This window comes from Pedococcus aerophilus (assembly GCF_039532215.1).
Classification (GTDB): Bacteria; Actinomycetota; Actinomycetes; order Actinomycetales; family Dermatophilaceae; genus Pedococcus; species Pedococcus aerophilus.
This window is the reverse complement of the sequence record NZ_BAAARN010000001.1, coordinates 1,651,073-1,666,440: the sequence shown is the minus strand read 5'-3', so window position 1 is coordinate 1,666,440 and position 15,368 is coordinate 1,651,073. Positions and strand designations below refer to the sequence as shown.

Sequence of the window (15,368 nt, the reverse complement as noted above, 5' to 3'; positions counted from 1 at the left end):
CGGACATGGCGCCCGTCTCGTCGAGCAACCACCGTTTTGCTGGGGTGTCGGCGGGGGTCAGTCGAGGAGGTGGCGCAGGTAGCGCCCGGGGCTTTCGAGGTAGCGGCGGTAGTGCTCGACGACGTCGAGGTCCTCCCACGCCACCTCGTGGATGCCGGACTCGTCGAGCTGGAGGATCCTCGCCCCCGGCAGGCTCGCGACGATCGGCGAGTGCGTCGCCACGAGCACCTGCCGCCCGGGTGCGGCGACTGCCTCGGCCAGCGACGCCACGAGCGACAGCTGGGCGGAGAACGACAGCCCCGCCTCGGGCTCGTCCATGACGAAGAAGCCGTCGCCGTCGAAGCGCCTCGTCGCCAGCATCCCGATGAACGACTCCCCATGGCTCAGGCGGTGGAAGTCGGGCTCGTCGTGCAGGCCGCCGGCATCCCCGCCCGACGAGGCGGGGTGGTCCTCGAGGTAGCTGAAGAGCCCGTGCATCGTCTCGGCGCGCAGGAAGTAGCCCCACCTCGAGGCGCCGGCGCCGCGGACGAGGGTCAGGTCCTCGTGCAGGGGAGACTCCGTCGCCCGGGTGCTGTGCCGGGCACCGGTCGAGCCACCCTCCTGCGACAGCCCGAACGCCATCGCGACCGCCTCGATGATCGTGGACTTCCCGGCCCCGTTCTCCCCGACGACGATCGTGGCCGGCCCCAGGTCGACCCCGTCGCGCAGCAGCGCCGCCACCGCGGGGATGGTGAGCGGCCACCGGTCCTCCGGGAGGGCGGCATAGCGGCTGCGCTCGATCCGCCGCACCGGCAACGGTGCCGTCCACTCGCCCCCGTGCGCGTTCCCCGCCATGCGGGGCACTGTATGGCGCTGGGTACCCTTTGCGGGTGAGTGAAACCCCCAGCGCCACCTCCGCCAACCCCACCGACGCCACCGCTCCCGAGGCCGACCTGCCCGAGCAGATGCAGGTGCGCCGGGACAAGCGCGACCGGTTGCTGGCGCAGGGGAAGCAGGCGTTCCCCGTGACGGTGGCACGCACGCACTCCCTCGGCGAGGTCCGTGACCAGTGGGGCCACCTCGGGACGGGCGAGGAGACCCAGGACGTCGTCGGGGTCGCGGGTCGCGTGATCTTCATCCGCAACACCGGCAAGCTCGCGTTCGCCACGCTCCAGGAGGGGATCGGCACGCGGCTGCAGGTCATGCTCAGCCTGGCCGAGGTCGGCGAGGAGGCGCTCGCCGACTGGAAGGCGCACGTCGACCTCGGTGACCACGTGTTCGTCCGGGGACGGGTCATCAGCAGCCGGCGCGGCGAGCTGTCCGTCATGGCCACCAGCTGGGAGATGGCGTCGAAGGCACTGCGCCCGCTGCCCGTGCTGCACAAGGACCTGTCCGAGGAGTCGCGGGTCCGCCAGCGGTACGCCGACCTCATCGTGCGGCAGGAGGCCCGCGACATGGTCCGCACCAAGGCGCAGGTCCTCTCCTCGATCCGCCACGTCCTGGAGGGCCAGGGCTACCTCGAGGTCGAGACGCCGATCATCCAGCTCATCCACGGTGGCGCTGCGGCCCGCCCGTTCAAGACCCACATGAATGCGTTCGACCAGGAGATGACCCTGCGGATCGCGTTGGAGCTCAACCTCAAGAAGGCTGTCGTCGGCGGTGTCGACAAGGTCTACGAGATGGGCCGCATCTTCCGCAACGAGGGCGTCGACGCCACCCACAGCCCCGAGTTCACCATGCTCGAGGCCTACCAGGCGTACGGCGACCAGACCACGATCGCTGCCCTCATGCGCGACATCTTCCTCGGGGTCGCCGACGCACTCGGGTCGCGGCAGGTCGAGACCGCCGCAGGCACCGTCGACCTCGACGGCGAGTGGCGCTGGCTGCCGGTCTACCAGGGCGTGTCCGAGGCGGTCGGCGAGACCGTCACCATCGACACCGACGTGGAGACGCTGCGCGGGTACGCCGCCAAGCACGACGTCGAGGTGGACCCGGCCTGGGACAAGGACAAGGTGTTCCTCGAGCTGCTCGGTGAGCTGGTCGAGCCCGGCCTGCTGCAGCCGACGTTCTTGTGCGACTACCCGGCGATCGCCCAGCCGCTGGCCCGACCGCACCGCAGCGAGCCCGGCCTCATCGAGGCGTGGGACCTCATCATCGGCGGTGTCGAGCGCGGCACCGGGTTCTCCGAGCTGATCGACCCGGTCGTCCAGCGCGAGGTTCTCACCGCCCAGTCCGTGAAGGCCGCCGGGGGTGACCCCGAGGCGATGCAGCTCGACGAGGACTTCCTGCGGGCGCTGGAGTACGGCGCCCCGCCGATGGGCGGCCTCGGGTTCGGTGTGGACCGCCTGGTCATGCTGTTCACGGATGCGAACATCCGCGAGACCATTCTCTTCCCGCACCTGAAGCCCGAGGTCTCTCGATGAACATCTGGCCCTACATCGCCGCCCTCATTCCTTCGGCGGGTGTCGGATTCTTGTTCTACCTCGTCATCAAGAACATGATCGAGGGCGACCGGAAGGAACGTCTCGCGCATTCCCAGTGGGATGCGGCGCACCCGGAGAATGGCGACAATTCTCCTCCCGCGGAGCCGGTCGACAATTCTCGTTGAGGGTGTGTCTTTGCCTTGAGGCGAAATAGCGAATACTTTTTGGGACGACCCCTGTGTCAAAACCCCGAAAGGAATTCACGATGGCTCAACGCGTCAACATCGTTCTCGAGGACGACATCGACGGCAGCCCCGCCGACGAGACGGTGACGTTCGCCCTCGATGGCGTCTCCTACGAGATCGACCTCACCACCGCCAACGCCACCGCGCTGCGGGAGGCCTTGGCTCCGTACGTCGGGCACGGCCGCCGCTCGGGTGGTCGTCGCAGCTCCGGTGCGAAGTCGGCGCCCCGTTCCACCGGTGGCAAGAAGGACCTCACCGACGTCCGCGAGTGGGCGCGCAACAATGGCCACAAGGTCAGCGAGCGCGGTCGCATCTCGGCCGAGGTCCAGGCCGCCTACGACAAGGCCCACTGAATCCGGCCCTGACGGTCGGAATGCACGTCACGGCTTTTCACGTCGACGGGCAGGTGCGGGGTCGGCCCGCACCTGCCCGTCTTCGGACCTGTGACCTGCGGCGATGTCATGAATAACTCCTTGGAACACTTCGTCCGCGTCGTGCAACCACACCTGCTCTGGCAGCTGGTGGGCGCGGACGACAATTCCCCGGACCTTTCCCTGGTCTGGACACGGATAGCATCGGCCGGTGCACCCGGTGGCGAGATCGGCGATCCCACTGGCCCATGGCGAGCGGCGTTCACCACCGCCACGGAGCGCTACTACCGCTCACCGCCCCCGCCGGCGATGCCGGCGGCCTTCGTGCTCCAGTGGTGCCTGGAGCTCCCGGCGACCCTCGGCGCGACGGCTGCCATCGCCGGTGCGTGGGTGCTGGACCCCCGCTCGGCCGGCCTGAGCTTCGCGGTCGAGCCCTCCGCGGCTTACCCCACGACCCTCCAGGTGCGTTCGGCCGGCGAGCTCGTCGCCGACCCCGCGCAGCGGCTCGAGGCGGCGCGGCGGGCCTATGTCGACGCCGGGCGCGAGCTGGCCGAGAACTACCACCCCGGGGTCAACCTCGGACGCCATCAGCGGCTCGCCATGGTCGACGACCTGTGGGCGATGGCGGTGGCCAGGCTGCGCCGGCGGCCTCCCGTGGAGCGTGCCTCCTGCTGCTACCTGTATGCCGTGCCCGGCACCCACGAGTGCGCCGGCTGCCCGCGCCTGCGCCGCCACTGACCCTTTCGTCTGGGGCGGATGCGTTCAGAGCAGGGCGGCCACGAGGTCGCCGTCGGCGTCGAGGCGGTCGAGGACCTCGTCGAACATCAGCTGCTCGAGCTTCTTCCCGGCGGCTCCCGCCTCGACCTCGTCCCACGTGCGCGGTGCCGCGACAGTGGGAGTCTCCTTGCCCCGCAACGAGTACGGGCAGATCGTCGTCTTGGCTGCGACGTTCTGGCTCCAGTCGAGGAAGATCTTCCCCGGCCGCAAGGACTTGGTCATCTTCCACACGACGAGCTCGGGGTGCTTCTTCGTGAGCTCCTGCGCGAGCTGCTGCGTGAGGTCGCGGGTCTGGTCGGAGGACAGGTCTCCCGACAGCGCTGCATACAGCTGCATCCCCTTGCTGCCACTGGTGACCGGGAACATCTCGAGGCCGATCTCGGCCAACCTGTCGCGCACCATGACGGCGACCTGCGCGCACTCGCGCAGCCCTGCACCGGTGCCGGGGTCGAGGTCGATGACGAGCCGGTCGGGGTGGTGCCTGGTGCCCTCGTCGTCGACCTTCCACTGCGGCGCGTGCAGCTCGATGGAGTTGAGGTTGACCAGGTAGGTCAGCTGGGCCAGGTCCTCGACGAGCGGGTAGGTCACGTCGTCGATGCGGACCCGCGGGAGCCACGACGGGGCGCCGGACGGGACGTTCTTCTCGAAGAAGCTCTGGTCACCGGTGCCGTGCGGCCACCGCACGCGGGTCACCGGCCGCGAGGCCAGGTGGGGGAGCAGGACCTCGGCCACCTGGGCGTAGTAGTTGAGCACCTCGCCCTTGGTCGTCTCGGTGGAGGGGAAGAGCAGCTTGTCGAGGCTGCTGAGCTTGAGCTTGCGACCCTCGACGACCACCGACGTGGTCTCACTCATCGTCGGCACCTCCTTCGACGGGCCCGACCTCGCCCAACAGGTCCTGCGGCGTCAGGTCGGTGCGTACCCCGAGGTAGGCCGGCTGGCGCAGCCGCCCGTCCTTGGTCACCTCGAGCGTGCGGGCCTCGACGACGAGGCGGGGCTCCACCCAGAACGCCCCGTCGGCATCGATGCGCGGCACCTCCGTGACGAAGGGCGACGTGCCGCGCCCCAGCGGCAGGAGCAGCTCTGCCAGCTGCCGCTGGGCCTTGCCGGCGATCCCCGAACCCATCCGCCCGGCATACCGCCAACCCTGCGGGGAGGGCACCCCCAGCAGCACCGCCCCGAGACGGTCGGTGGTCCCCACCTCCGGACGCCACCCGCCGACGACGGCCGAGACGGTGAGCTTGTGGGGCGACTTCAGCCAGTCGGTGGAGCGACGACCGGGCAGGTATGGCGCGGAGAGCCGCTTGCTCACGACCCCCTCGAGCCCTTGCTCGAGGGTCGCGGAGAAGAGCTCCTCGCCGTCGTCGTACACCGGCGGGACCTGCCAGTGCCGGCCCTTGAGGTCGAGCCGTTCGAGCAGCTCGCGGCGTGCGGACAACGGCTGGGAGGTGAGGTCGGAACCGTAGAGACGCAGCAGGTCGAACACCATGAGCGTCGCCGGTCGCACCGAGGCCAGCCGCTCCGCCTTGCGGCGGTCCCTCACGTGCATCCGCTCGGCGAGCGCCCCGAACGACGGTCGGCCGCCGTCGAGGGCCACCACCTCACCGTCGAGCAGCATGTCGTCGTAGGCGTCGGCCAGCGGGGCGAGCTCGGGGTAGCTGGCGGTGACGTCGTTGCCGGTGCGCGAGGTCAGGGTGAGCCGGCCGTCGCGGATGTCGGCGAGGACCCGCATGCCGTCCCACTTGACCTCGTGGACCCATCCCTCGCCGTGGGGGATCGCGGTGGCCGGGCTGGCCAGCATGGGGCGCATGGGGCCATCCTGACGCATAGGGTTTGTCGCGGAGGGTCTGTCGCGGAAGGCGACCCGGGACGAGGAGGGTGTGCGATGCGTGCGATCTGGAAGGGCGCGGTCTCCTTCGGGTTGGTCAACGTGCCGATCCGCCTCTACTCGGCCACCGAGAACCACGACGTGCAGTTCCGCCAGGTGCACCGTGAGGACGGCGGACGCATCAAGTACCAGCGGATCTGCAGCATCGACGGCGAGGTCGTGTCCTACGACGACATCGCCAAGGGGTACGAGACCGAGGACGGCGACATGGTCGTGCTCACCGACGAGGACTTCAAGGACCTGCCGTCCAAGAGCTCCAAGGAGATCGCGGTCGAGAAGTTCGTCCCCGCCGACCAGATCGACCCGATGCTGCTCGACAAGTGCTACTACCTCGAGCCCGACAAGGCGTCGACCAAGCCGTACGTCCTGCTCCGTGACGCCCTGGAGAAAGAGAACCGCATGGCGGTCGTCTCCGTCTCCATCCGCACCCGGATGACGATGGCCGTCCTGCGTGTGCGCGAGGGCGTCATCGTGATGCAGACGATGTTGTGGCCGGACGAGATCCGCAAGCCCGACTTCGCGCACCTCGACGACGACGGCAAGGCCACCAAGCAGGAGCTGGCGATGGCCGACCTGCTCATCGAGCAGCTCGCCGGTGACTACGTGCCCGACGACTACGAGGACGACTACGCCACCGCGCTCCAGTCCCTGGTGAAGGCCAAGGTCGAGGGCGGCGAGGTGCAGGTCGCCGAGGAGTCCAAGGACGAGTCCGGCGAGGTCGTCGACCTGCTGGCTGCGCTCAAGCGATCGGTCGACAAGGCCAAGGCCGCGCGCGGCGAGTCCACGTCGGACGACAAGCCGGCGGCGAAGAAGACCGCGGCGAAGAAGGCCACCACCAAGAAGGCCGCTGCCAAGAAGACCGCGAAGAAGGCCAGCTGACGTGCCCACGTCCACCACGACCGAGATGCCCACGCAGGACGACTGCGACATCGTCAAGGACTGTGAGCTCGCCCTGCTCCACGGAGCGGTGCGCGGTGACCGGACCTCAGCCATGTTGTTGCTGCACAAGGACTTCCACGAGTTCGGTGCCTCTGGTGTCGTCTGGGACCGCGAGTCGATCCTCGACATGATGGAGGCCGAGGCAGCCGACGGCCCGGTGGACATCAAGGCCGTCGACGTCGTGACCACGGCCCTGGCGCCGGGCGTCGTCCTCGTCACCTACGACTCGGTCACCCCGACCCGCCGCGCCCACCGCAGCTCGGTCTGGGTTCGCGAGGGCGGCCGCTGGCAGGTGCGCCACCACCAGGGCACCGTCACCGCCGACTGATCCGGGCAGCAAGGAGGGGTATGCCGCGTGGTGACCACGCGGCATACCCCTCCTTGCTGCCCGGGCAGGCAGAACCCTGAGGGTCAGGCGTTCTCCTTGCGGAAGGTCGACGTGCCCCAGGCGACCGCGAGGACGAAGAGGGCAGCGGCCCAGGCCGTCCCCCAGATCATGGGGGAGGTCGCGAAGTCGCCGGAGAAGGCCGTCCGCACCGCGTCGACGACCCACCGGAACGGCATCCACGCCGACACGTCGAGCAACCACTTCGGCCCGATCGTCATCGGCAGCAGGATCCCGGACAGCAGCAGGACCGGCATCATCACCATGTTGATGACCGGAGCCATGACGTCCTCGCTCTTGGTGGTCAGCGCCAGGGCGTTGGAGGCCGCCGCGCAGGCCCCGCCGACGAGCAAGGTCAGCAGGATGCCGAAGACCATGCCGCTGGCCGAGCCGCGCATCCCCATGGCGTACCCGAGGGCGACGAGGATCAGCGCCTGGAGGAGGAGCTGGAGGATGTCGCGCACGAGGCGTCCGACCAGCAGGGCCGTCCGGCTGGCGGGGGTCACCCGCTCGGCCTCGATGACGCCCTCGCGCCACTCGCCGATCAGGCTGAAGCCGGCGAAGAACGCCCCGAAGATGCCGAGCTGCACCAGCATGCCCGGGACGAAGAACGTGTAGGCGTTCGTCGCGCCGAACTGGCTGATGAGCGGCTTGAGGAGGGGGCCGAACAGCAGCAGGTAGAGGATCGGCTGGAGCAGCCCGATGATGACCCAGGCGGGGTTGCGCAGGTTCATCCGCAGCTGCCGTCGGAAGACGATGTAGGACTCGCGCCAGAACCTCATGTCAGTTCTCCTTCGTCGCGGTGCCGGGTGTCCCGGCGGGGGTGGCGTCGGCCGCGTCCCGCAGGGAGCGCCCGGTCAGGGTGAGGAACACGTCGTCCAGGGTCGGGCGGTGCACCTCGATGGACTCGAGGTCGATGTCGGCGTCGTGCAGGTCGCGCAGCAGTCCTGGGACGGCCTTGCCGGCCCGCTGGACGCGTCCGCGGACGTGGTTGCCCTCGATCTCGACGCCCTGGAGCCCGTGGCGGGGTGCTTCGGCGATCGAGTCGAGCCGCTGGGCCGCAGCCTGGACGAGCTCGGCGTCCGCGACCTCGAGGTCGACGAGGTCCCCGGCCACCTGGGCCTTGAGGTTGTCGGCGGTGTCGGCCGCGACGATCGTTCCGTGGTCGATGATGATGATGCGGTCGCTGAGGGCGTCGGCCTCGTCGAGGTAGTGCGTGGTGAGGAAGACGGTCGCGCCCCGCCGACGCCGGAGGTCGGCGATGTGCTCCCAGAGGTTGGCCCGCGCCTGCGGGTCCAGGCCGGTGGTGGGCTCGTCGAGGAAGACCAGGGACGGCTCGTGGATCAGGCCCATGACGATGTCGAGGCGGCGACGCTGCCCGCCCGACATGTTCTTGGGCATCCGGGTCCACAGCCCGTCGAGGTCGAGCTGGGTGAACAGCTCCTTGCCCCGGCGCTCGGCCTCGGCGCCCTTCATGCCGTAGAGCATCCCGTGGTCGACGACCTCGTCACCGGCGCGGGCGCCGCTGAACGCGCCACCGGCCTGCGAGACGTAGCCGATGCTGCGGCGGACCTGCTCGGAGTCCTTGACGACGTCGTACCCCGCGACCGTCGCCGTGCCCTCGGTGGGGCGCAGCAGCGTCGTCAGCATCCGCAGCGTCGTGGTCTTGCCGGCGCCGTTGGGTCCGAGGAACCCGACGACCTCGCCCTCGGCGACATCGAGGTCGACGCCGTCGACGGCGCGCACCTCGGTCTTCTTCCTGCCTTCCTTGGTCTGGAAGGTCTGCACGAGCCCCCGTGCGTGGCTCATCTGCCACTCCCTTGGTCAGTCGGCCCGGTGGACGCCAAGGTAGACCCGACCACCGACAGGAAGTCATCGCTCGCGCCCCGGAGTCCTCGGGCGGGCTGACGTGCCCGCCTCACGGGGGCTGTCGCGCCCTCCTCGCCGGGGTGTCGCATGATGGGCCCATGCCCGAAGGCCACACCCTGTACCGGCTCGCCCGCGACCTCGACGCTGCATACAGGGGAACGCAGCCCGAGGCGACGAGCCCCCAGGGAAAGTTCGCCGCCGGGGCCGCGCTGCTCTCCGGTCGGACCTTCGTCCACGCGACCTCGTGGGGCAAGCACCTGTTCGCCGAGTTCGACGGCGATGCCTGTCTGCACGTCCACCTCGGCCTGATCGGGACGTTCACGATCGACGAGCACGCCTACGTCGGCGAGGTGCCCGTGGTCGGGCAGGTCCGGCTCCGGCTCGCCACCGACGCCCACGTCGCCGACCTGCGCGGGCCGAACCTCTGCGCGGTCATCACTCCCGAGCAGGTCGAGGCCGTGACTGCGCGACTGGGCCCGGACCCGCTGCGCCCCGATCCCGACCCCGACCTCGCCTGGCGAGGCATCTCGCGCAGCGGGCGGACCGTCGCCGAGCTCCTGATGGACCAGTCGGTGCTCGCCGGGGTCGGCAACGTCTACCGCAGCGAGGTGCTCTTCCGACAGCGGATCGACCCCTTCCGCCCGGGCAAGGAGCTGCGGCGTTCGAGCTGGGACGCGATCTGGCTCGACCTCGTCGACCTGCTCCCGCTCGGGGTGGCGACCGGGAAGATCGTCACCGTCGCGGAGCAGGTCGAGCAGGTGAGGTCCGAGCTCGCGGAAGGGCAGGTCGATCCCCTGACGGCGCGGACGTCCTACGTCTACAAGCGCCAGGGGGAGCCGTGCCGGGTCTGCGGGTCGCGGATCCGCACGCGCGAGGTGGCCGGTCGCAACCTCTTCTGGTGCGGTCGCTGCCAGCGGCGGCGCTGAGCCCGGGACCGGTCCCGTTCGCCCCGAGTCGACTCTCAGTCGATGGCGTCGCAGACGTTCTCCGCGGTGCCGTGCCTGCCGAGGGTGTAGCTGCGTGTGCCGTCCGCGTTGAACGTCACGCTGGTGCCCTTGCCCGACAGCACGAACAAGCCCGTGTCGGGGGTGCTCCCGGCGGGCATGGTCGCGCCGAACGGTCCCTTGAGCGATGTCAGTGAGGCCGGTGAGCCGTCGCGGTTGTAGGCGAAGACCGCAGTGGCGCTGAGGTCGCGCACGACCGACGTGCCGGTCGACACGTTGGTGTACCGCTCGACCAGCGTCCCGCGGAACAGCTGCTCCTTCGGGGTGCCGTCGGCGTACGTCTGCGTGGTGCGGTACTCCTCGTCGTCCTGCACGACGGAGATGCGCACGTCGAAGGCGCACGTCGACCGGGCGGCCGTGACGGTGACGTCACTGCTCCGGTATGGCGTCCACGGGCTTCCTGCCTCGCCGGCAGCGGCCGGGGTGGCCCCGGCCCCGATGAGGGGGATGGCAGCGAGCAGGGTGGTTGCGGTGGTTGCGGTGAGTCGTCGCACGATCTTCTCCTAACCAGATAACATCTATTGAATGGTTAGCAGTCAAGCGCCGGTCGATACCCACGTCAAGGGCGCCCACTGGTTCGAGGTGGACGGGCTCGCCCTGCCACGGGCCGTCGGCGGGCACCCGGCGCTCGACTTCGTCAACACCTGGGCAGGGTGGGGCGAGGTGCCTTCGGTGCCCGAGGGGAGCGAGTTCCTCAAGACCTACGACCACCTCGCCGCCTTGGCCTCCGTGTCGGGTCTCGTCGAGGCGGACTCGGCCTCGGCCCTGCGTCGAAGGGCTCGCAGCCGCAAGGCCGAGGCAGAGGCGATCCTCAAGGACGCCAGGCGATTCCGTACCGACCTGCACTCCCTCGTCCTCGACCCCTCCGACCCGAGCGCGCTGCGCGGGGTGAACACGGTCGTGCTGCGGGCGGCGGCGCACGCAGAACTCACGCCCGTGGCAGGGGCGCGCGCCACCGGCGCGCACGCCGGTCACCGCTGGATGGTCGGTGGGGGACTGGAGCGTCCGCTGCTCGCAGTGGCGTGGGCCGCCTCGGACCTGCTCACCCAGCACGACCTGACCGACATCGGCACGTGCCCGGGCGATCACTGCGGATGGGTGTTCCTCGACCCGCGCGGGCGTCGGCGTTGGTGCAGCATGCAGTGGTGCGGCAACCGTGCCAAGGTCCGCGCCCACGCCGAGCGCCACCGGGTCTGAGAGCCGGCGGGTCTGAGAGCCGGCGGGTCTGAGAGCCGGCGGGTCTGAGAGCCGGCGGGTCTGGGCGCACCCGACCCGCAGGCGACATCGGTCAGCCGGGGGTGGACCGCCAACGGCCGCCGAGCCACAGCCCGCCGAGCAGCAGCAGCGCAGCCAAGGCCGCGAACGCGAAGCTCACGTCGACCGACTGCTCCTGCGTGACGACGTGCTTGGGCAGGTCCTCGAGCACGCCCTGGAGCTGGTCGGCGTCGCTCGCGGAGAAGTACTCGCCGCCGGTCGTGTCGGCCACGGTCCGCAGGGCGTCCTCGTCGACGACGAGGAAGTTGCGTCCGCCGGGCCCGATGCCGCTCATGCCCTGACCGGGGCCGTCGAACAAGCCGCCACCGAGCTGCTCACGGGTGCAGACCATCTGCGTGGGCTGGGTCGTCCCGAACCCGATGGGGTAGACACGGACACCGCGGGCAGCAGCCTGGTCAGCGGCCTCCTCGGGGGTCACCCCGCGGGTGTTGGCGCCGTCGGTGAGGAGCACGACGATCTCCGGTGCCGTCTCGGTCGCCCGGGGAGCCGGGGTCGCGGGGTTGCCGGGGGTCCCGGGCTGTCCGGGCAGGCCCCCGGGCACCCCCGGCACCTGGCCGGAGGCGCTCGTGTCGGCCGGCGCGACCTCGGGGTTGATCTCGGCGATCGCGTCGATCGACTTGAGGATGGCTGCCCCGATCGTCGTGCCACGTCCGGTCGTCAGACCGTCCACGGCCCGGTTGAGCTGGTCCTTGTCGGTGGTCGGGGCCACGGCGACCTGCGCGAAGCCGGAGAACACCACGAGCCCGATGCGCGTGCGGTCGTCCTGCTGGTCGATGAAGGACCGGACGGCGTCCTGGGCGGCCGCGAGCCGGTTGGGGCTGACGTCCGTCGCGCACATCGACCCCGAGACGTCGACCGCGAGGATCACCGCGGAGCTCGAGACGGGGACCTCGGCGCGGACCTGCGGGCGGGCCGAGGCCGTCCCCAGGGCGGCGAGGGCTGCGAGCACGAGGGCGATCGGCACGTGGCGACGCCACATCCGCTGCCGGGGAAGGGCCGCCCGGATGAGGGCCACGCTGGAGAACGCGACGGCCTGGCGACGACGTCGCCGCAGCTGCCAGACGTAGATGCCGACCAGCACCGGCACCGTCACCAGGGCGATGAGGGCGTAGGGGATCGCGAAGGACATCTAGACCACCCGTCCCGAGCGCAGGACCGACACGCTGGCACCGAGCAGCAGCAGGATCGCGGCCGCCGTCGCGAACCACGACGTCACCTCACGCTCCTGGGTGCGGGCGGTCCAGGCGAGGTCGATGGAGCTGTAGACCTTGGACAGCGACGCGCTGTCGGCGGCTGCGTAGTAGGCGCCGTCGGTGGTCTCGGAGATGGCCCTCAGCGAGTCCTCGTCGAGGGCGGTGGAGATCTGGAAGCCGTCCACCTCGAGCACCGTCCCCTGAGGGCTGCCGACGCCGATCGTGTAGATCTTCACGCCGGCCGTCGAGGCCAGGTCCGCGATCTCGAGCGGGTCGGGGTCGGTGGTGTTCTCGCCGTCGGAGAGCAGCACGATGGCCGCCGAGCCGTAGTAGCCGATGTCGGCCTCCTCGCCGGCTCCCGGCTCGTCGCCGACCTCGATCGGCTTGCCCGCGATGGCGCTCAGAGACGACACGATGCCCCGGCCCACCGCGGTCGCCCCCTGCGGCGTGAGGCGGTCGATGGCCGCGAGCACCTCGGCGCGGTCCTCCGTCGGCTGCTGGGAGACCAGGGCGCTGTCCCCGAAAGCGACGACCCCGATCCGGATGGTGGCCGGCTGACGTTCGACGAACGTCCGCGCCGCAGCCTTGGCCGCGTCGAGGCGGGTGGGGGAGAGGTCCTTGGCGGCCATGCTCGTGGAGATGTCGAAGGCCAGCATCACCGTGCCCTCCCGTCGTGGCTCCGCCACGGTGGCGGTCGGTCGGGCGAGTGAGACGAGCAGCACGGTCAGCGCAGCGAGCATGAGGAGCGGAGCGAGGTGCCGCAGCCGGTCCCGGCGCGGATCGCGCGTGGCGCCCACGCCGGATACCCCTGCTGCGCCTGGAGATCCGCCCGCAACGGGTATGCCGCCCACCGGCACCAACCCCATCGCTGCCAGCTCCGAGCGACGCGATTCGCCACGGCGCTGCTGGGCGCGGTAGGCCACCACGAGCAGCGGCACGGCCACGAGGCCGAGCAGCATCCAGGGCCAGGTGAAGCTCATCGCGCCTGCTTGGTGCGCAGGGCGGAGATGCGGGCGAGCGCCCGGACGAGGTCGTCGTCGGTGGCGACGGTGTGGATCATCGTGCCGGCCTTGCGGGCCGCTGCCTCCAGGGCTTCCTGGCGCTCGGCAGCGAGCGCGTGGAGGCGCTCGCGGAACACCGCGTCGTTGGTGTCGACGAAGATCTGCTCGCCCGTCTCGGAGTCCTCGACGTAGACCATGCCGACCGCGGGCAGCTCGGACTCGCGCGGGTCGACGACCTGGATGGCGACGACGTCGTGGCGACGGGCCAGCAGCGACAGGTGCTTCTCCCACCCCGGTTGGGTGATGAAGTCCGACACGATCACGAGCAGCGACCTCCGGCGGGCCAGGCCGAGGGCCGCGCGCAGCAGCACCGACAGGTCGGTGGTCCCGACGGCGGGGGCCACCTCCTCGCTCCTCGTCTTCCGCCAACGACGTCGTCCGTTGGTCGTGGCAGGCGCAGGCGGGGCCGGTGGACGCAGCAGGGCCGCCGTGATGCGCAGGACCTGGTTGCGGCCCTGTCCCGGTGGGATCGTCTCGATCCGGCCGTCGAACAACGCCGCACCGATCCGGTTGCCACCGCGTGAGAGGACCTGGGCGAGGGTCGTGGTGACCTCCGTCAGCACCAGGGACTTCTGGCGGTCGACGGGGCCGAACCCCATCGAGGCGGTCCGGTCGAGCAGGAGCCAGCAGGTCACCTCGCGGTCCTCGATGTACTCACGCACGTAGGGCGTGTCCATCCGGGCCGTGACGTTCCAGTCGATGTGGCGCATGTCGTCGCCGGGGGCGTACTCGCGCAGGTCGGTGAAGTCGACGCCGGACCCGCGGAACAGCGTGCGGTAGTCGCCCTGGAGTCGGCCGTCGAGCCGCCGGATGACACGCCACTCCAGCCGCCGGAGGAGCTTCTCGGCGGTCAGGGGGGACGACTCGGGGGCGGTCGCCTCCGTCAGCGTGGCTGGGCGGTCCACGAGGCCTCGCTCTGCTGCGGACGGCGCTCGCGCAGCGGCACGTCGGGCATGGACACGGCGCGCAGGATCGGCTCGAGCAGGTCGTCCGGCCCGATGCCCTCGGCGAGCGCCTCGTAGGACAGCACGAGTCGGTGGCGCATCACGTCGAAGGCGAGGTCGCGGACGTCCTGCGGTCGGGCGAAGTCGCGACCGCGCAGGAACGACAACGCCTTCCCGGCCAGGACGAGGTTGATCGACGCACGTGGGCTGGCTCCGAACGACAGGTACTTCGCGATCTCCGGCAGCCCGACCGAAGCGGGGTTGCGGGTCGCGCCGACGAGCCGCACGGCGTACTCGATCACGGCCGGGTCGACGTACACGGCGTCGGCCTGCTTCTGGTACTCCACGAGCTGTCCGGGCTCGAGCACCCGCTGGGTCGGCTCGAGCCGCGAGGTCATCCGCTCGACGACGACGAACTCCTCCGAGGGCGTCGGGTAGCCGATGACCGTCTTGAGCATGAAGCGGTCGACCTGCGCCTCGGGGAGCGCGTAGGTGCCCTCGGACTCGATGGGGTTCTGGGTGGCCATGACCAGGAAGGGGTTCGGCGCGGCATACGTCTCGCGCCCGATGGTGACCTGCCGCTCCTGCATCACCTCGAGCAGGGCGCTCTGCACCTTCGCGGGCGCACGGTTGATCTCGTCGGCGAGGACGAGGTTGGCGAACACCGGTCCGAGCGAGACCTGGAACTCGCCGTCCTTCTGGTTGTAGATCCGCGTGCCGATGACGTCGGCGGGCACGAGGTCGGGCGTGAACTGGATCCGCTGGAACTCGCCGCCGATCGCCTCCGCGAGCGTCTTGACCGCCATCGTCTTGGCCAGTCCCGGGACGCCCTCGACGAGGAGGTGGCCGCGGGCGAGGAGGGCGACGAGCATCCGCTCGACGAGCAGGTCCTGCCCGACGATCGTCTTCTTCACCTCGTAGAGAGCCTGCTCCAACGGGTGCTGGGGACGTCCGGGCTGGGGACGGTGCGGGTCCATGGGCTCTCCTCGGTGCGGTGCGGTGCGGCGTATGGCGCGTG

18 protein-coding genes are annotated in these 15,368 nt (G+C 70.4%); 8 read left to right on the top strand and 10 right to left on the bottom strand.

Annotated elements, in window-relative coordinates:
• Positions 1-57: 57 nt before the first annotated feature.
• Complete coding sequence (locus tag ABD286_RS07915) at positions 58-834, bottom strand: AAA family ATPase (RefSeq protein ID WP_344191919.1); 777 nt, start codon at positions 832-834, stop codon at positions 58-60.
• Positions 835-944: 110 nt separating this feature from the next.
• Between ABD286_RS07915 and lysS the strand changes: the two genes are divergently transcribed.
• The 4 genes from lysS (at position 945) to ABD286_RS07895 (ending at position 3,756) form a co-directional block, all read left to right on the top strand.
• Positions 945-2,402 (top strand): lysine--tRNA ligase, encoded by a 1,458-nt coding sequence (lysS, locus tag ABD286_RS07910; protein ID WP_344193306.1) that lies wholly within the window; start codon positions 945-947, stop codon positions 2,400-2,402.
• Positions 2,399-2,587 (top strand): lysyl-tRNA synthetase, encoded by a 189-nt coding sequence (locus tag ABD286_RS07905; protein ID WP_344191917.1) that lies wholly within the window; start codon positions 2,399-2,401, stop codon positions 2,585-2,587. Before lysS ends, ABD286_RS07905 begins: the two co-directional genes overlap by 4 nt.
• 80 nt (positions 2,588-2,667) lie before the next feature.
• Positions 2,668-3,000: a histone-like nucleoid-structuring protein Lsr2 gene (locus ABD286_RS07900; RefSeq protein ID WP_344191914.1), complete on the top strand. Its 333-nt coding sequence runs from the start codon at positions 2,668-2,670 to the stop codon at positions 2,998-3,000.
• 120 nt (positions 3,001-3,120) lie between these two features.
• Positions 3,121-3,756, top strand: coding sequence for a (2Fe-2S)-binding protein (locus ABD286_RS07895; protein ID WP_344191912.1), 636 nt, complete (start codon positions 3,121-3,123; stop codon positions 3,754-3,756).
• Positions 3,757-3,780: 24 nt separating this feature from the next.
• Here the strand turns inward: ABD286_RS07895 and ligD (ABD286_RS07890) are convergent, their stop codons facing one another.
• Positions 3,781-4,647: a non-homologous end-joining DNA ligase gene (ligD, locus tag ABD286_RS07890; protein WP_344191909.1), complete on the bottom strand. Its 867-nt coding sequence runs from the start codon at positions 4,645-4,647 to the stop codon at positions 3,781-3,783.
• Positions 4,640-5,602 (bottom strand): non-homologous end-joining DNA ligase, encoded by a 963-nt coding sequence (gene ligD, locus ABD286_RS07885; protein WP_344191907.1) that lies wholly within the window; start codon positions 5,600-5,602, stop codon positions 4,640-4,642. Before ligD (ABD286_RS07885) ends, ligD (ABD286_RS07890) begins: the two co-directional genes overlap by 8 nt.
• A gap of 75 nt (positions 5,603-5,677) precedes the next feature.
• Between ligD (ABD286_RS07885) and ku the strand changes: the two genes are divergently transcribed.
• Both ku and ABD286_RS07875 read left to right on the top strand, forming a co-directional pair.
• A complete protein-coding gene (ku, locus tag ABD286_RS07880; protein WP_344191904.1) occupies positions 5,678-6,559 on the top strand; it encodes a non-homologous end joining protein Ku in 882 nt (293 codons plus the stop codon).
• A 1-nt stretch (position 6,560) separates the two neighbouring features.
• Entirely contained in the window at positions 6,561-6,947 is a 387-nt protein-coding gene (locus ABD286_RS07875) for a nuclear transport factor 2 family protein (RefSeq protein WP_344191902.1), read from the top strand.
• Positions 6,948-7,030: 83 nt separating this feature from the next.
• Here ABD286_RS07875 and ABD286_RS07870 read toward each other — a convergent pair whose 3' ends face one another.
• Together ABD286_RS07870 and ABD286_RS07865 are read right to left on the bottom strand one after the other, a co-directional pair.
• Positions 7,031-7,786: an ABC transporter permease gene (locus ABD286_RS07870; protein WP_344191900.1), complete on the bottom strand. Its 756-nt coding sequence runs from the start codon at positions 7,784-7,786 to the stop codon at positions 7,031-7,033.
• Between the two features lies 1 nt (position 7,787).
• The gene (locus ABD286_RS07865) at positions 7,788-8,813 is read right to left on the bottom strand and encodes an ATP-binding cassette domain-containing protein (protein ID WP_344191898.1); all 1,026 of its coding nucleotides are present in this window, start codon (positions 8,811-8,813) and stop codon (positions 7,788-7,790) included.
• A gap of 158 nt (positions 8,814-8,971) precedes the next feature.
• Here ABD286_RS07865 and ABD286_RS07860 point away from each other — a divergent pair, with 158 nt between their 5' ends.
• Entirely contained in the window at positions 8,972-9,799 is an 828-nt protein-coding gene (locus tag ABD286_RS07860) for an Fpg/Nei family DNA glycosylase (protein ID WP_344191896.1), read from the top strand.
• A gap of 35 nt (positions 9,800-9,834) precedes the next feature.
• Here the strand turns inward: ABD286_RS07860 and ABD286_RS07855 are convergent, their stop codons facing one another.
• A complete protein-coding gene (locus ABD286_RS07855) occupies positions 9,835-10,371 on the bottom strand; it encodes a hypothetical protein (RefSeq protein ID WP_344191894.1) in 537 nt (178 codons plus the stop codon).
• A 31-nt stretch (positions 10,372-10,402) separates the two neighbouring features.
• Here ABD286_RS07855 and ABD286_RS07850 point away from each other — a divergent pair, with 31 nt between their 5' ends.
• Positions 10,403-11,074 (top strand): CGNR zinc finger domain-containing protein, encoded by a 672-nt coding sequence (locus ABD286_RS07850; protein WP_344191892.1) that lies wholly within the window; start codon positions 10,403-10,405, stop codon positions 11,072-11,074.
• A 91-nt stretch (positions 11,075-11,165) separates the two neighbouring features.
• On the opposite strand, the gene ABD286_RS07845 is transcribed toward ABD286_RS07850, so the two are convergent.
• Genes ABD286_RS07845 through ABD286_RS07830 form a run of 4 tightly spaced genes read right to left on the bottom strand, consistent with a single transcriptional unit; the run spans position 11,166 to position 15,327 of the window.
• On the bottom strand, positions 11,166-12,281 hold the full coding sequence (locus tag ABD286_RS07845; protein WP_344191890.1) for a VWA domain-containing protein: 1,116 nt from the start codon (positions 12,279-12,281) through the stop codon (positions 11,166-11,168).
• Positions 12,282-13,325 (bottom strand): VWA domain-containing protein, encoded by a 1,044-nt coding sequence (locus ABD286_RS07840; protein WP_344191888.1) that lies wholly within the window; start codon positions 13,323-13,325, stop codon positions 12,282-12,284. It abuts the gene before it with no gap.
• A complete protein-coding gene (locus ABD286_RS07835; protein ID WP_344191886.1) occupies positions 13,322-14,311 on the bottom strand; it encodes a DUF58 domain-containing protein in 990 nt (329 codons plus the stop codon). Before ABD286_RS07835 ends, ABD286_RS07840 begins: the two co-directional genes overlap by 4 nt.
• On the bottom strand, positions 14,290-15,327 hold the full coding sequence (locus ABD286_RS07830; protein WP_344191884.1) for an AAA family ATPase: 1,038 nt from the start codon (positions 15,325-15,327) through the stop codon (positions 14,290-14,292). Before ABD286_RS07830 ends, ABD286_RS07835 begins: the two co-directional genes overlap by 22 nt.
• Positions 15,328-15,368: the final 41 nt, after the last annotated feature.